This is a genomic window from Streptomyces sp. NPDC058246 (genome assembly GCF_042881985.1).
GTDB lineage: Bacteria > Actinomycetota > Actinomycetes > Streptomycetales > Streptomycetaceae > Streptomyces.
Genome location: NZ_JBHVWZ010000015.1, coordinates 141,411 through 155,220 on the forward strand (window position 1 = coordinate 141,411; position 13,810 = coordinate 155,220).

Consider the following 13,810-nt stretch of genomic DNA (forward strand, 5'->3'; position numbering starts at 1 on the left):
GTGCTCCGCCGGGTGGGCCCACAGGCCTGTGCTCCGCCGGCTCCTGCTCAGCCGGCGGCGTACACGTCCTCCACGTAACGCCCCGACGCGATCAGGTCGTCGAGCCACCGCTCGGAGTCACCGCCCGGGGTGCGGTCCGCGTGGAGGGTGCGGAAGGCTTCGCGGACGCCGGGTGCCATCCGGGAGCCGTCGCCGCAGACGTAGACGCGGGCTCCCGCGTTCAGCAGCTCCCAGACCTCGTCCCCCTCGGCGGCGATCCGGTGCTGGACGAAGGCGGCACCCTCTACGGGGGCCGCGCTGAAGGCCGGGCGCAGGGAGACGGCCCCGGCCGCCTCGGCCGCGCGGAGTTCGTCGGCGTGCAGGAAGTCCGCGTCCGGGGCGTCACAGCCGAAGTAGCACACGGCGGGGGCGAGTTGGCCTCCCCCGGCCAGCGCCGCGCTGCGGTCGGCGATGGCTCCGCGGAACGGGGCGAGTCCCGTACCGGCCGCGACCATGACGACCGGAGCGGTGCCGTCGAGCCGGAAGGCCTCCCGGCAGGGCTGGACGCGGGCGAGGACCGTGTCGCCGGGCTTGACCGCGTTCAGGTAGCCGGAGCCGACTCCGGTGTACGTCCCGTCGCCGGAGCGGGCCGGGGCTTCCAGCAGCGAGACCATCAGGTCGACGTGGGCCGGGTCGACCGCCGGTGACGAGGAGACCGAGTAGTGGCGCGGTCGCAGCGGAGCGAGGAGGCCGAGCAGGGTCGGCCAGTCCAGTGCGCCGCGCAGCGCGGGGTACGCCTCGATCACCTCGACCAGAGTCCGCGAGTCGTCCGTGCGGGCCGCGAGGGCCGCGCGCTCCGGCGGGCACGGGTTGGCGGCCGCCAGGGTCGCGAGCTGGCCAGCGGTGACCCTTTCCTGCAACTCGACGTGATATGTGAGGAGTTGACGCACCGTCAAGGGACGGTCGACCGCGATCGCGTCCCGGCGCGGTCGGGCGGCCCGGATGTCCAGGACCGTGTCGAGGTCGACGCCGAGCGCGCCGGCGGCCCGCTCGACGAGGGCCGGGTCATGGACGGGGAGCACGGTGAGGTGATCGCCGGTGCGGTAGGTCGTGCCGTCCGGGAGCGCCAGACGGACGAACCGCTTCGTGCGCGGATGCCCGGGCGCGGTGAGGTCGTACGCCTCGGTGACGGTCATGGGGGTCAGATCGTGCCGCCCGGCGAGGGCGTCGAGCGGGCCGCCGCTCAGCGCCCGGACCTCGTACGCCGCCGTGGGCTCGTCGGTGTCCGTGGCGTCGGGGTCGCCGTACCGCTCCAGCAGGGCGGTGCGCAGCCGGGCCGTGAAGGCGCGGACCGTGCCGCCGAGGTCGCCCGACGCGTCGGCCGCCGTACGCTCCAGGAACCGGGTGCCGCCCAGCTCCGCGAGGCGCTCGTCGATACGGGTCGGGAAGTGCTGGTAGGTGGCGGCCCAGTTGCGGTCGCCGACGCCCAGGACGGCGTAGGTGACGTCCTCGGCCCGAGCGGCTCCGTCGAGCCAGGCCGCGAAGGCCGTGGCGTCGTCCGTGGGCTGTCCGTTGTAGGAAGCCGCGGTGATGACGACGAGGCGGTCGGTGGGCAGCCCGTCGGCGTACGCGTCCAGGGCCGCCACCTCGCTCGCGCAGCCGAGGGCGGCGGCCTCGTCGGCGAGCGAGGCGGCGAACTCGCGGCAGGTGCCGTAGTTGCTGCCGTGCAGGAAGAGAGCACGGGTGCCGGGGCGGACACGGGCGGGCAGGGTGTCGGGGCCGGCCGCGGCCTCCGCCCGGGCCGGGACCACGCCGGGCAGCGCCGCGTGGACGCGGTCGGCGGGCGTGCGGGGCGAGAGGGTGAGCGTGAACCCCTCGGGCTTGAGGGTGAGGGTCTCCTTGACCCTGAGCCGGTAGTCGGCGTGGTCGTGCAGCCGGTAGCGGTGGACGAGCATAGCCAGCAGCATGGTCGCCTCGTGCAGCGCGAACTGCCGTCCGATGCAGGCGCGTTCACCGGTGCCGAACGGCTTGAACGCGTGCGGCGAGCGTGCGGCCTCCGCCTCCGGGGTGAAGCGGGAGGGGTCGAACAGTTCCGGGTTGTCGCCCCACACCGGCTGCCGGTGCAGCATCGGCGCGAGCACGCTCACGGTCTGCCCGGCGCGCAGCGGGATCCGGCCGCCGAGCAGGGTGTCCTCCCGGGCCTGCCGGCTGAAGACGGCGGCGGTCGGCCACAGCCGCAGCGCCTCGTTGAGCACCTGCCGGGTGTAGGTGAGCCGACCGATCTCCTCGAAGGTCGGATCCGGGTCGGCCGTGTCGCCCCACAGGGCGTCGACCTCACGCTGGACCAGCTGGAGCACGGCGGGGTGCTTGGCCAGGTAGTACAGGGCGAAGGACATCGCGCCGGACGTCGTCTCGTGGCCCGCGATCAGGAAGGTGATCACCTGGTTGCGGATGTTGGCGGTGTCGAGCGTGCTGCCGTCGGCGGGGTGCTCGGCGGTGAGCATGAGCCCGAGAAGGTCGTCGGCCTCGCTCCGGCCGGCGTCCACCCGGGCGGCGATCACCTCGTCGACGACCTGCGCGAGATAGTCGGCGTCGGTCCGGAAGGCCGCGTCAGCCGCCGCGTGGTCCGTGCCCGGCGTACGGCTCAGCCGCGTCATGCTCCACTCCAGGCAGCGGACCATGGCCTCGACGAACGGGTGCGGCCTGTCGCTCTCGAACGAGCCGAAGTCGTAGCCGAATCCGGCGAGCCCGATGGTGTCGAGCGTCATGCGCGTCATGTCGTCCGGGACGTTCACGGGCCGCCCCTCGCGGGCGCCGCGGTCCCAGGACTCGGTCAGCCGGCGCGCCACGCGCAGCATCACCGGGTGGTACGTGCGCATCGAGCCCAGCGCGAAGGCGGGCATCAGGATGTCGTGCGCCTTGGCCCAGTTGGGCTCGTCGTTGTACGCGGTGAACAGTCCGTCGGCGGCGAACTCACGGACGTTCTCCAGGGCGGGCCCGATCGCCTTGGCGAACCGGGTCTCGTCGGCCAGGTCGGTGACCAGATCGAGATCGCCGACGAACATCGCGTCCCGGCCGTGCAGCCGTCGCACGAGCACGGGCCCGTGCCGGCGCATCAGCTCCACCGCCTGCTGGAGCGGTGTGCGGCCGGGGCCGGTGGCGGAGATGTCGATCAGAGGGACGCCGTGGAGGGTGTCCGCTGTCTCGGGGTGCGGCGCAGTGGGGGGCATGGCGCGACAACCGCCTTTCACGGTACGGAAGTACTGCGCTCCAGCTTGCGCGCGCGGCCCCGCCCACCCGCGCCACCGCACTACATGATTGTGTAGGACCCGAGGACGGGTCACCCTTGCGCCGAAGACGCCGGCGTGGCAGGTGACACCGAGCAGCGGATGGCGACCGGCGGGAGACACTCCGATGGATCTGACACGGGCGGACGCCGTGGTGTGGCGCAACCGGGCCCTGCTGCTGTTCGACCGGATTCCGATGCCGGTCGCGGTGTGTGACGTGCACGGGGTGATCGGGCTGGCCAATCCCGCGATGGCGACGGAGTGGGGGCAGCCGCCGGGCCGGCTGCGCGGGCGGAACGTGCTGGATCTGTTCCGGCCGCAGGAGGCGACGCAGGTGGAGCGGATCGCCCAGGCGCTGCGGCTGCGGCATCGCTCCCGGTATCCGATCTCGGTGCGCTGGGACGCGGCGGACGGGATGCGGCGACACGGTGAGCTGATCGCGGACCCCGTCAGTGACAGCACGGAGGCGTCCACCGCTCTGCTGGTCATGCTGCGAGTGCTCGGCGAGACCCCCGGCACGGCCGAGCCGTCCCCGCCCGCCGTCGGTGCCACCGAGGCGCGCATCCTGGCGCTGCTCGCCGGGGGCGCGACCACGGCGGGGGCCGCCCGCGAGACGGGCCTGACCGTGGACGGCGTCAACTACCACCTGCGGCGTCTGTCCGAGCGCTGGGGCGCGGCGACTCGTACGGAACTGGTCGCCCGCGCCTATGCGCTCGGGGTCCTGACTCCCGGAGTGTGGCCACCCACAGCCGTGCCCGCGCCCTGAGGGGCACCGAAGCGGGCGAGGCAGTGCCAGACCTTCTTCAGGTCCTGCGGATCGTGGTGACCCGTGGCTGCCGCGCTGCCGATGATCCGGGGGTCGAGATGTCCGTCCTCGGCGATGCGGGCGCCGAGCTCGACGAACCGCGGACCACGGAAATCGGGGTGGCGGCTCAACTCCTCGACGGAGAGCCGGTATCCCGGATGCCACTCGACGGGGCACGGCAGCCGCCGGGCCGCCGCCTCCACGGGCGTGTCGCGGTAGCTCGCGTCCAGGACCAGCGCCTCCATGTCCCGTGCCAGGACGACCTGTCCGTGCACCTGCGCCTCGATGTAGTCGTCGAGGGCGTCGCGGTCGTCCGCCTCGGCCAGCGCGATCAGCGACATCCCGTCCGCGACGCCGAACTCGCAGGGCTCGGCCGCGCTGTCGGGGTAGCAGAAGGTGGCGCGGCGCAGCGCCTCGCCCGTCATCCGGAAGTGCGAGGAGCCGAACCGGGGGGACGCGCCGACCCGTTGGCGACGGAAGTTCAGGCCGCCGTACACGGGGCGCTCGTGGGCGGGCGCGGTGTCGTACGCCGTGCCGAAGATCCGGCTCTCCCAGCGCCAGCGGTCCCCGCCGGGGTGCGCGGTCAGCCCGCCGTTGCTCGTGCCGGTGACGAACTGCGAGCGGTACGTGCCGTCCTGGGCCAGCGCCTCCAGGATCGGGAGCCCGCGGGCGAGACGGTCCGGGTGGAAGTTCAGGGTCACCCGCAGCGTCGGATCCAGCGCGGGGCCCCGGGAACGCGCCGCGACATGGCGGAGGGCCCGCGCCTGCGGTGTGCGGCCGTTCCCGAAAAGCATGGGATGTCCCCCGCGAGACTCGGTGACTTCACGCAAACCTAGTGCCCCTGGGTTTGCGGGCTTCCCTCCTGTGCCCGTCCATCCCTCAGGAGAACTCCCCTATGAGATCACTCGCGAGCAGGACATCCGCAACTCATTTGTCAACTGGTGACTCCCGCGCCTCGTCGGCGCAGCTCCTGGCAGCTACTCCCCGCCCGCCGCCCTCATGGGGGCTGAGCCACGCGCTGATCGCTCCGCACGCCGCCCGCGCCGAGCACCGGGAAGCGGTCCTCGACGGTCGCATCCGTGGGTTCGGGAGAGCCCTCGCGAGCCTCAGCGGTCGGCCGAGGCCCGGCGTGCGCGGAAAGGTGCCGCCTGCAACTGGCTTGCCGGGTCGTCTCGTTCCGCGTCGTGCCGGGCGAGGACGCCGAGCAAGTCCGTGACGCTCAGGCCGGCCTCGGCCGGGTGCCGCAGGATGGTCCCCGGTTCGATGCGGTAGATGTTGGACCGCCCCCGCCGCGTGTGGGAGAGATAGCCCCCCTGCTCCAGGTCCGCGATGATCTTCTGGACCGCCCGCTCGGTGAGCCTGCAGCGCAGCGCCATGTCACGAATGCGGGTGCTGGGGTCCTCGGCGATCGCGGCCAACACGCGGGCGTGGTTGGTCAGGAACGTCCAGCCGGTGTGTGTCTCAGGTACTCCGCCCATGGCCCCAGGATATGACGTGCCATTCACGCAATCAAAAGGGTGAAACAAATTTCATGTATATCTTGACGGGTGAATGGGTCTGGGGTGAGTCTGGGAGAGGTGGAGACGATGGATGCCCTGGGAGCGGCTGCCATGTCAGAACGTGCGCTTTCCCCGCAGCTCAGGAGCGGGGACGGAGTCGTCCCCGTGCTCCGGGACGCCCCCGAGAGTGAGGATTCGGAGCCCACACTGCGGATCGAGACGTACCCGGCTGACGACCGCGTCCTGGTCGTGATCTCCGGCGACTTGGACATCGACACCGAGCAGATGCTGCAGCGCACGCTGCGCGAGGCGGTCGCCCACTCGGTCAGCGGTGTGGATCTCGATCTGACCGGCGTCGAATTCTGCGACTGCTCCGGTCTCAACGTCCTGCTGTGCATACGGCGGCGTGCCCTGGAGGACGGCAAGTCGGTCGCCCTCCGGGCCGCCGGCGCGCCGGTCATGAGGCTGCTCGACCTCACCCACACACGCTCCCTGTTCGCCTGGGCGAACGGGACCGCCCTGCACGACGATGCCGAGCAGGGCCTGCACGACGATGCCGAGCACGACGAGTACGACAACGCCGACCAGGACCTGCGGGTCGAACTCCTCCAACTGCGCCGGGCCATGCAGACCCGTCCCGTCATCGACCTGGCCCGCGGCGTGCTGATGGCCACCTTCGCGCTGAGCGCCGAAGACGCCTGGAGCGTACTGGTCACGGTCTCCCAGCGCAGCAACACCAAACTGCACCACGTGGCCCAGGACTTGCTGAACAGCGTCAACGGAGACCCGCTGCCCGAGCCGCAGCAACAGCGGCTCGCCGCGGCGGTCGCCGACCACAGCACACCTCCGAGGACACCCGTCCACGGGTGAACAGGGCTCCGACGCCCAGGGGTGAGCAGGGACCCGGTTTTCCCCGGCGGCCTCGGCGTTCCCGCTGTCCCGGCCTTCCCCGGCAGCGTCAGCGCGCCTCCACCGCGAGCACGATCTTGCCGCGGTTGTCGCGTCGCTCCAGGCGCTCGTGTGCCGCGCGGGCCTGGTCCAGCGGCAGCACCGTCTCGACCGGCACGCGGTAGGTGCCGGCCGCGACCCGCCGCGCCAGCTCCCGCAGGTCCGCCCGGGGGTCGTAGCCATGGATCTGCAGGTTGGTGAGCTGGAAGCCGAGGACGGCGGCGTTCTTGGGGTAGAAGTCGCGGGTGTCGACGGTGCTCGGCTCCAGCGCGACATTGGCGAGGGCGACCACGCGCCCACCGTGCCCGATCTGGCGCAGGCTCCGTCCGAAGGCGCGTCCGCCGACCGTGTCGAGCACGACGTCCGCACCGCGCCCCTCGGTCAGCCGCAGCACCTCGTCGACCTCCGCGCTGTCGGGGTGTGCGGAGGTGTCGACGACGGCGTGGGCGCCCAGTTCGGCGGCCCAGGCGGTCTTCTCCGGGGAACCCGCGACCGCGATGACGCGTGCACCGGCCTCGGCGGCGATCTGCACCGCCGCGCTGCCGACCCCGCTCGCGGCGGCCTTCACCACCACGGTGTCGTCCGTGGTCACCCTGGCCAGATGACGCAGGCAGTACCAGGCGGAGAGCCACGCGACGGGCAGGGCGGCGGCCTCCGTCAGATCCACGCCGTCCGGCAGGGGCGCCACCTGACCGGCCGGTACGGCGGCCAACTCGGCGTAGAAACCGGGGGCATTCACACCGTCCAGGGCCATGACCCGCTGTCCGACACTCAAGTCGCTCACCCCCTCCCCCACCGCGGCGACGACTCCGGCCGCCTCGACACCCGGAATCAGCGGCGGCCGCCCCGCCCGGTGGTACACCCCGGCACGGATCAACGCGTCCGCCCTGTTGACACCGGCCGCCGCTACCTTCACCAGCACCTGGCCGGGCGCCGCGACGGGGTCGGGCACCTCCACCGGCACCAGCACCTCGGGCCCGCCGAACTCGTCGATCCGCACCGCGCGCATTCCTGTACCCGCTCTCTCCTGGCGACGCCGAGGCACCGCTCCCACCCACCGGGGTATGACACCGGTTGAACTGGTGTCACCATGCGACACCTCATGAACCAGTGTCAAGCGCTAAGCTCGAGTCATGACCAGCCCCGCCCCCGACCCGATGGCCGCGTTCCCCTTCATCGGCGGCCGCCCCTGCCTGAACTTCGTCGCCACGCTCGGCAGGCGCCACGGCGGCACCCCGTTCGAGCGCCTCCCCGAACCCGCCGCCCTCGCCCGCTGGATCGACGAGGCGGGTCTGAGCGCGACGGGGGACGACGAGCCGGTGCGGGTCACCGAGGCCGGGCTGACGTACGCCCGCACACTGCGCGAGGCCCTCTACCGCCTCGTACGCGCCGCGATGGACGGCGACGAGCCGGACCCGGCGGATGTCACTCAGGTCAACGAAGCGGCCGCCCGTCCCGATCTGGCTCCCCAGCTGGGCGAGCCGGACGGCGGGCCCGGGACGGCCCTGCGCTGGACGGCCACCGATCCCGGCCCCGCGGCCCTGGCGACCGTGGCCCGGGATGCCGTCCTGCTGGTCACCAGCCCCCTGTCGGCCAGGGTCAAGGAGTGCGAGAACCCCGGCTGCTCCCTGCTCTTCCTGGACGACTCCCAGGCCCGCCGCCGCCGCTGGTGCTCCATGGACCGCTGCGGCAACCTCGCGAAGGTGGCCGGTTACCGGTCCCGCAGCCGCGCCGCCGCCACCCGGTGAAGGTGGATGAGGATGTCATGGCTCGGGGCGAGCGCGATGTCGTACGGGCCGTCCGGGTAGTCGGTGCCGATACTGCGGGTCGGCCGGGCCCCGTTCAGCCAGTCGCGGGCCGGTGAGGCGGCCGTGCGCAGGTCGAGCACGTAGTCGCGGTACCGCACGCGGTCCAGGGTCCGCTCGTTGGTCCCGGTGCCCGCCGGCCCCACCGTGAAGCGCCGCACCTTGTCGTCCGGGCCCGTCGCGTTGAACGAACCCCGGCCGAAGGTGAGGCCGACGCTCACATACGCCGGGCCGAGGCTGTCGCGCAGGAAGGCGCCCTGCCTCTTGGGGTAGTCGGCCGGGTCGACCGGCTCGTATCCGACATGCGCGTCGTGCGCCGAGAGCAGCACCTTGGTGCCCTGTGCCGCTCCCACCAGGCGACGTCACTCGCCATCACCGAGTCTCGGTAGCGCATACTGGCGGCGATCTGCGTCTGGTCCTCGAAGTCGAAGCCGTATCCGCGGGCCGTCTGGTCGATGGCCGTCGCGTTCTGGACGGCCCAGTCGTACGCCTCCCGGTCGGGGCCCGGAGGCTGCTGCCGCAACAGGTTCAGGGCCTCGGCCGTCCTGACCCCCATCTCCTTGCGCTCGGTGAACGGCTTGTCGAGGTACTGCTCGATGTACCTCCCCGCCCCCGCTGGAGGCCGACACCTCGCGCGCGGCGGCGAATACCCCCTCGATTGCCTTTCGGCTGATGAGAACAACCTTGGGCGCCTTGCGGACAGATACGGTCCGTATCGAAAACGTTCGGTACACCAGTGGAACGGGAACAGCACTTAGATGCGAGAGGTACGTGGTGAGTGGGCGACGTCTGTTGCCCGAATCGTCAAGCGGCACAGGGAGCCGGTGGTCGTCCAGAGTTTCCGGTCGGCGGCTGCCGCGACGATCGCGTACGTCGTGGCCGTGCATCTCAGCCCCGAGCCCGCGCCGCTCACCGCACCCCTCACCGCGCTGCTGGTCGTGCAGGTCACGCTGTACGCCACGATCACCACCAGCATCCGGCGCGTGAACTCGGTGGTGGCCGGGGTGGTCATCGCCATCGGCTTCAGCAGCCTCGTGGGTCTGACCTGGTGGAGCCTGGCCCTGATCATCCTGGCCTCGTTGGCGGTCGGGCATCTCGTACGGGTCGACGAGTTCGTGCCCGAGGTGGCGATCAGCGCCATGCTGGTCCTCGGCGTCACCAGGGTGGGCGACACCGCGTGGGCCCGGGTGGTGGAAACACTGATCGGGGCGGTCGTCGGACTGGGCTGCAACCTCCTGTTCGCGCCGCCGGTATGGGTGGAGGAGGCCGGTGAGTCCATCGAGGATCTCGCCCGCCGGATGCGGCAGTTGATGCTGCGGATCGGCGAGGAGGCCGCGGGCCGCACCCCCTTCCACCTGGCGGCCGAGCGGCTGCACGAGGCCCGCCGCCTCGACCACGACATCGTCGGGGTGGACGCGGCGTTGCGGCAGGCCGAGGACAGCCTCAAACTCAACCCTCGTGTACGCGAGGGACTGCTCTACCGGGTCGTGCTGCGTACCGGCCTCGACACGCTGGAGATCTGCACCGTGGTCCTGCGGGTCCTCGCACGGAGCCTCACCGATCTCGCCAAGGAACGCGAACCCCAGCCGCTGTTCGAACCGCAGACCGGGGCCACCGTGGAGCAGCTGCTGTCCCAGGTCGCCGATGCCATCGTCAGCTTCGCCGTCCTGGCGACCACCCATGTGAGCCAGAATGCCGAGTCGGCCGAGGAACGGCTCAGCACGGAACTCGTCACGGCGGCCGCCACCCGCGACAAGCTGGCCCAGCTCTTCCTGGAGGAGATCCAGCGGGACGCCCGCCAGTGGCACCTGCACGGAGCCGTCCTGACCGAGGTCACCCGCATCATCGACGAGCTCGACACGGAGCACCGTAGCCGCCGGCTCCTGGAGGAGCTGGACCGCGCCACCCGCGAACAGCGCGAGCGCCGACCGCGCCTCACCCGCCTGCGTCAGCAGCTGCGCGTCCCGACCCGGCTGCGTCAGCACCTGCGCATCCCGCCGCGGCTGCGCCCGAAGCGGAACCGCCCGGCCGCTTCCCGTCGTTCTATGTGAGGAAGCGCTGACGAGAAGGCGCTACGACGAGGAAGTGCGACGGCGTCGAGGAAGCACGACGCATGACGACGTCGCCGAAGCGATACGACGAGGGGGCGGGCGGATGACCGAGGGCACCGTGCGGATCGACGGGGACACACTGCGGCTGCCGGGCGGGGTGCGGGTGCGGTTCAAGCGGACCCTCCGGCTGCCCGAGACAGGCACGCACGAGCTGCCCCCGGGACTCGGCGACTTCCCCGTGCGGCGCGTCGAGGACTACGCGGACACGGTGCCCGCCGCATGGCGGGCACGTGGTGGTGTGATGCTGCCGGTGTATCTGCGCGAGGCCATGTGGCTCAGCTTCGCCGGGACGTCGGAGCCGGCCGCCCTCCAGGTCGGCGTGGGCAAGGTGTGCGCGGTCTCGGGCAAGCCGTGGAGTTCCCGGCTCACCCGCGACCCGCAGAACTATGTGGTGCTGCCGCGCCAGCCGTGGCTCGACGGCATCAACTCCGGCAAGGGGACGGTCCGCCAGTTCGTGGCGGTGCCCCTTGGCCTGGGCGCCACCGTCGAGGGCCAGGTCACCGGCGAGGAGGTGTGGGGCGGCGTCCAGCTGCAGTCCTTCTCACTCAACGACACGGAACTGACCGCGTGGCGCGAGGCCGAGCGCCGCAGGGTGGAGGCGAGCAGGGCGATGCCTCCGCCGGGCGGCGGGTACGGCGCGGCGTTCCCGATGGCCGCGCCGGCCGCGCCCGGGGCCGCCCCGGCCCCCGCGAGCGCTCCGGGAGGGGGCGCTGCCGGGGGACGTGCGCGCAGCGGCCCGGCGATGGGTCTCGGCGTCGGGGGCTCCATGCGCCAGGAGGTCTACCGGGACGACCGGCCGCTGCGTGCCTGGGCCGACGAGCCGGCCGGACGCGTGTTCGTCCATCTCGTGACGCCTCCGGAGTGGCGTCGTATCACCGGCGAGACTCCCCCGCCGTCCCCCGTCGACCGCGCGGCCTACACCCGGGCCGGGCTCCCCTGGTTCGACTACTACGACCAGGACGCCTCCGACCTGGCCCCCACGGACACGCTCGGCTCGGTGCAGCCGGTCGGCGACTGGCTCGGTGACGACCTCGAGCCCTGGCAGCAGCCCTCACCCCACCAGGTGAAACCGCTCGGGGACGCACCGGGCAAGCCGGTGGAGGACGGTGACTGGTAAGCCGGTGGAGAACGGTGACCTGCCAAGCCGATGCAGGACGGTGACCGGCAGCCCGTGCAGGACGGTGACCGGTAAGCCGGTAAGCGGGTAAGCCGGTGCAGGAAGGTGACCGGTAAGCGACGACAGCCCGTTGCACTGTGCGCAATGCCTGTTGCCGTTCTTGCACTCCACGGGTGTCGCACGCCAAGGTGGCTGTCACAGCTGAGGCAACCGACACCCGAGGTGCAGGCATGAGCAGTGGTGCAGAACCGGCACGGGGCTCGGGCGGCGGCTGGACCAGGCGACGCTTCGTGGGCGCGCTGGCAGGAGCCGCCGCCGTGACGACGGTCCCGGCACCGGCCGCTCCCACGGCGGGCCCCGCGCCGAGCCCGGCGGCACCCCGAGCGGCCGAGGCGCCCACGCCCGGAGCCTCCCCGTCCCCCTCCCCCACCTCCGCCCCCGGGCCCCGCCCGCTGTACGTCGGCACGTACACCTCGGTCGACGGCGGCGGCACCGGAATCGGCCTCGCCGGCTACGACCCCGCCACGGGCCGCATCACCGGCACCGGCACCCTCACGGGGGTCGGCGATCCGTCGTATCTCGCGCTGCATCCGAACGGCCGCACGCTGTACGCCGTCAATGAGCGGGACGACGGCGGGGTGACAGCCGTACGCATCCCGAAGAACAGCGTGCTCGGCACGCGCGGCACCGGTGGCGCGGCACCGTGCCATCTGTCCGTGCATCCGAGCGGGCGCTGGCTGCTGAGCGCCAACTACGGCTCGGGCAGCGTGGCCGTGCACCCCATCGACGCCTCGGGCGCGCTCGGCGAGCGCACTGATCTGGTCACGCACTCCAGTCCGGCACCCGGCCCCGGTCAACAGGGCCCGCACGCCCATCAGTTCATCACCAGTCCCGACGGCGGCCATGTGCTCGCCGTCGACCTGGGCACCGACACCGTCTACACCTATCGCCTGGACCAGTCCAAGGGCACGCTGACGGAGGTGTCCCAGGCGCACACCCGGCCGGGCGCGGGCCCGCGCCATCTCACGTTCCACCCCGGTGGCCGCTACGCCTATCTCGCCAACGAGGTCGACAACACCGTCGCGGTCTGCGCCTACGACCCGGCCACGGGGCGGCTCACGCCGGGCGAGGCGCAGTCCACCGGCACGGGTGCGGGCACCAGTTACCCGGCGCAGATCCTGGTGACGTCGAACGGGTCGTACGCCTATCTCGCCAACCGCGGCCACAACAGCCTGACGCGCTACGCGATCGAGGCGGACGGCGCCAGGCTGAGGCTCCTGGACACCGTGCCGGTGGGCGGCGACTTCCCGCGCCAGATCGCGTTCTCGCCGGACGAGCGGCTGCTGTTCGCGGCGAACCAGAAGTCGGGCAGCGTCAGCGTCTTCCACGTCGACGGTGGGAGCGGCGAACTCCGGCCCGCGGGCGAGCCGTTCGCCTCACCGGTCGCCGTCTGTGCGCTGCCGCTGTAGCGCGCGGGGGCAGGACACGGCGCTCGCCTGGGTGAGCAGGGCGTGCATGCGTTCCGTGAGCGCGGCGACATCGTCGGCGGGCGCGTGGAAGGGCAGGCGTACGTCGCCGTCGCCGCGGGCCCGTTCGATCCGCAGGGTGAGTCCGTGCCGGTCGACGGCGAGCGGCTGGACCCGCACCGCACCGTGCAGGCTGTCCGGCTCGACGAGCCGGGTGAGCCGCTCGACGGCGTCCGGGTGGGCGTCGGCGAGATGCGCGAGCAGCTGGGCCTCGGCCAGGGCGAGCGGGTCGGGCTCGGCGTCGGCGAATTCGTCCAGGTCGAGCACGACCGTCCCGGACGGCCGGCGCAGCACGGCACGGCTCGGCCGGAACGCGAGGTGACCGTCCTCGGGGACGAACCAGCCGGCGAGCCACAAGCGGGCGCGGATCCGGTTGCGCAGCGGGACGGGTGCGACGTCGGCGAACTCCAGGACGGCGGACGGCTCGCCGCGCGGCGCGCAGATCGCGGCCGTGAGGAGCGCGCTGTCCTCCGGTGCGCGCAGGAGCACCCGGCCGTCGGCGGCGACGGTGTGCGCGCCGACGAACTCCTCCCGGCCGCCCTCGGCGGTCACCGCGCAGGACCAGGCCGCGGCGAGAGTCGAGCGGGCGTGTTCCGCCGCGGCGGGCGCGGCCGTCCAGGTGTGACGGTCACCCATCAGTTCCTCCTTAGGTAAGGCTTGCCTAACCTATCGAAGTTCCGGGTGTACGCCAACCACGCCTCGCCATCCTGTGAGCCCCCTGTCCGGGCCACGC

At 72.4% G+C, this 13,810-nt stretch carries 11 protein-coding genes and 1 pseudogene; 6 read left to right on the top strand and 6 right to left on the bottom strand.

The window, feature by feature from the left end; translation table 11 throughout:
* Positions 1-47: 47 nt before the first annotated feature.
* Positions 48-3,209 carry a cytochrome P450 gene (locus tag ACFVXA_RS22760; protein ID WP_390026220.1) on the bottom strand — a complete coding sequence of 1,054 codons (3,162 nt, stop codon included), beginning with the start codon at positions 3,207-3,209 and terminating at the stop codon, positions 48-50.
* Positions 3,210-3,393: 184 nt separating this feature from the next.
* Between ACFVXA_RS22760 and ACFVXA_RS22765 the strand changes: the two genes are divergently transcribed.
* Positions 3,394-4,032, top strand: a complete 639-nt coding sequence (locus ACFVXA_RS22765) for a PAS domain-containing protein (protein ID WP_383740887.1) — start codon at positions 3,394-3,396, stop codon at positions 4,030-4,032.
* Here the strand turns inward: ACFVXA_RS22765 and ACFVXA_RS22770 are convergent.
* On the bottom strand, positions 3,972-4,865 hold the full coding sequence (locus ACFVXA_RS22770; RefSeq protein WP_389753635.1) for a DUF3626 domain-containing protein: 894 nt from the start codon (positions 4,863-4,865) through the stop codon (positions 3,972-3,974). The two genes, ACFVXA_RS22765 and ACFVXA_RS22770, sit on opposite strands and share 61 nt — an antisense overlap.
* Positions 4,866-5,177: 312 nt before the next feature.
* Positions 5,178-5,549, bottom strand: a complete 372-nt coding sequence (locus ACFVXA_RS22775; protein WP_362023733.1) for a helix-turn-helix domain-containing protein — start codon at positions 5,547-5,549, stop codon at positions 5,178-5,180.
* Positions 5,550-5,681: 132 nt separating this feature from the next.
* Between ACFVXA_RS22775 and ACFVXA_RS22780 the strand changes: the two genes are divergently transcribed.
* Entirely contained in the window at positions 5,682-6,440 is a 759-nt protein-coding gene (locus ACFVXA_RS22780) for an ANTAR domain-containing protein (protein WP_362023731.1), read from the top strand.
* Between the two features lie 88 nt (positions 6,441-6,528).
* Here ACFVXA_RS22780 and ACFVXA_RS22785 read toward each other — a convergent pair whose 3' ends face one another.
* Entirely contained in the window at positions 6,529-7,527 is a 999-nt protein-coding gene (locus ACFVXA_RS22785; RefSeq protein ID WP_390026224.1) for a zinc-binding alcohol dehydrogenase family protein, read from the bottom strand.
* A 124-nt stretch (positions 7,528-7,651) separates the two neighbouring features.
* On the opposite strand from ACFVXA_RS22785, the gene ACFVXA_RS22790 reads away from it, so the two are divergent.
* Complete coding sequence (locus ACFVXA_RS22790) at positions 7,652-8,266, top strand: CGNR zinc finger domain-containing protein (protein ID WP_390026226.1); 615 nt, start codon at positions 7,652-7,654, stop codon at positions 8,264-8,266.
* Here ACFVXA_RS22790 and ACFVXA_RS22795 read toward each other — a convergent pair.
* Positions 8,230-9,077, bottom strand: a pseudogene (locus ACFVXA_RS22795) (erythromycin esterase family protein). The gene ACFVXA_RS22790 and the pseudogene ACFVXA_RS22795 sit on opposite strands and share 37 nt — an antisense overlap.
* Before the next feature lie 4 nt (positions 9,078-9,081).
* On the opposite strand from ACFVXA_RS22795, the gene ACFVXA_RS22800 reads away from it, so the two are divergent.
* The 3 genes from ACFVXA_RS22800 (at position 9,082) to ACFVXA_RS22810 (ending at position 13,020) form a co-directional block, all read left to right on the top strand.
* Positions 9,082-10,374, top strand: coding sequence for an aromatic acid exporter family protein (locus ACFVXA_RS22800; RefSeq protein ID WP_383740905.1), 1,293 nt, complete (start codon positions 9,082-9,084; stop codon positions 10,372-10,374).
* A 103-nt stretch (positions 10,375-10,477) separates the two neighbouring features.
* Positions 10,478-11,551, top strand: coding sequence for a hypothetical protein (locus tag ACFVXA_RS22805; protein ID WP_390026229.1), 1,074 nt, complete (start codon positions 10,478-10,480; stop codon positions 11,549-11,551).
* Between the two features lie 230 nt (positions 11,552-11,781).
* Positions 11,782-13,020 (top strand): lactonase family protein, encoded by a 1,239-nt coding sequence (locus ACFVXA_RS22810; RefSeq protein WP_389753648.1) that lies wholly within the window; start codon positions 11,782-11,784, stop codon positions 13,018-13,020.
* Here ACFVXA_RS22810 and ACFVXA_RS22815 read toward each other — a convergent pair.
* On the bottom strand, positions 12,988-13,713 hold the full coding sequence (locus ACFVXA_RS22815) for a DUF2470 domain-containing protein (RefSeq protein ID WP_389469002.1): 726 nt from the start codon (positions 13,711-13,713) through the stop codon (positions 12,988-12,990). The two genes, ACFVXA_RS22810 and ACFVXA_RS22815, sit on opposite strands and share 33 nt — an antisense overlap.
* Positions 13,714-13,810 lie beyond the last annotated feature (97 nt).

What these genes read in the sequence shown, in the direction of transcription:
- ACFVXA_RS22815 (WP_389469002.1), bottom strand. Translation starts at nt 13,713, where the DNA reads ATGGGTGACCGTCACACCTGGACGGCCGCGCCCGCCGCGGCGGAACAC.
- ACFVXA_RS22805 (WP_390026229.1), top strand. Translation starts at nt 10,478, where the DNA reads ATGACCGAGGGCACCGTGCGGATCGACGGGGACACACTGCGGCTGCCG.
- ACFVXA_RS22770 (WP_389753635.1), bottom strand. Translation starts at nt 4,865, where the DNA reads ATGCTTTTCGGGAACGGCCGCACACCGCAGGCGCGGGCCCTCCGCCAT.
- ACFVXA_RS22760 (WP_390026220.1), bottom strand. Translation starts at nt 3,209, where the DNA reads ATGCCCCCCACTGCGCCGCACCCCGAGACAGCGGACACCCTCCACGGC.
- ACFVXA_RS22780 (WP_362023731.1), top strand. Translation starts at nt 5,682, where the DNA reads ATGTCAGAACGTGCGCTTTCCCCGCAGCTCAGGAGCGGGGACGGAGTC.
- ACFVXA_RS22785 (WP_390026224.1), bottom strand. Translation starts at nt 7,527, where the DNA reads ATGCGCGCGGTGCGGATCGACGAGTTCGGCGGGCCCGAGGTGCTGGTG.
- ACFVXA_RS22775 (WP_362023733.1), bottom strand. Translation starts at nt 5,549, where the DNA reads ATGGGCGGAGTACCTGAGACACACACCGGCTGGACGTTCCTGACCAAC.
- ACFVXA_RS22765 (WP_383740887.1), top strand. Translation starts at nt 3,394, where the DNA reads ATGGATCTGACACGGGCGGACGCCGTGGTGTGGCGCAACCGGGCCCTG.
- ACFVXA_RS22810 (WP_389753648.1), top strand. Translation starts at nt 11,782, where the DNA reads ATGAGCAGTGGTGCAGAACCGGCACGGGGCTCGGGCGGCGGCTGGACC.
- ACFVXA_RS22800 (WP_383740905.1), top strand. Translation starts at nt 9,082, where the DNA reads ATGCGAGAGGTACGTGGTGAGTGGGCGACGTCTGTTGCCCGAATCGTC.
- ACFVXA_RS22790 (WP_390026226.1), top strand. Translation starts at nt 7,652, where the DNA reads ATGACCAGCCCCGCCCCCGACCCGATGGCCGCGTTCCCCTTCATCGGC.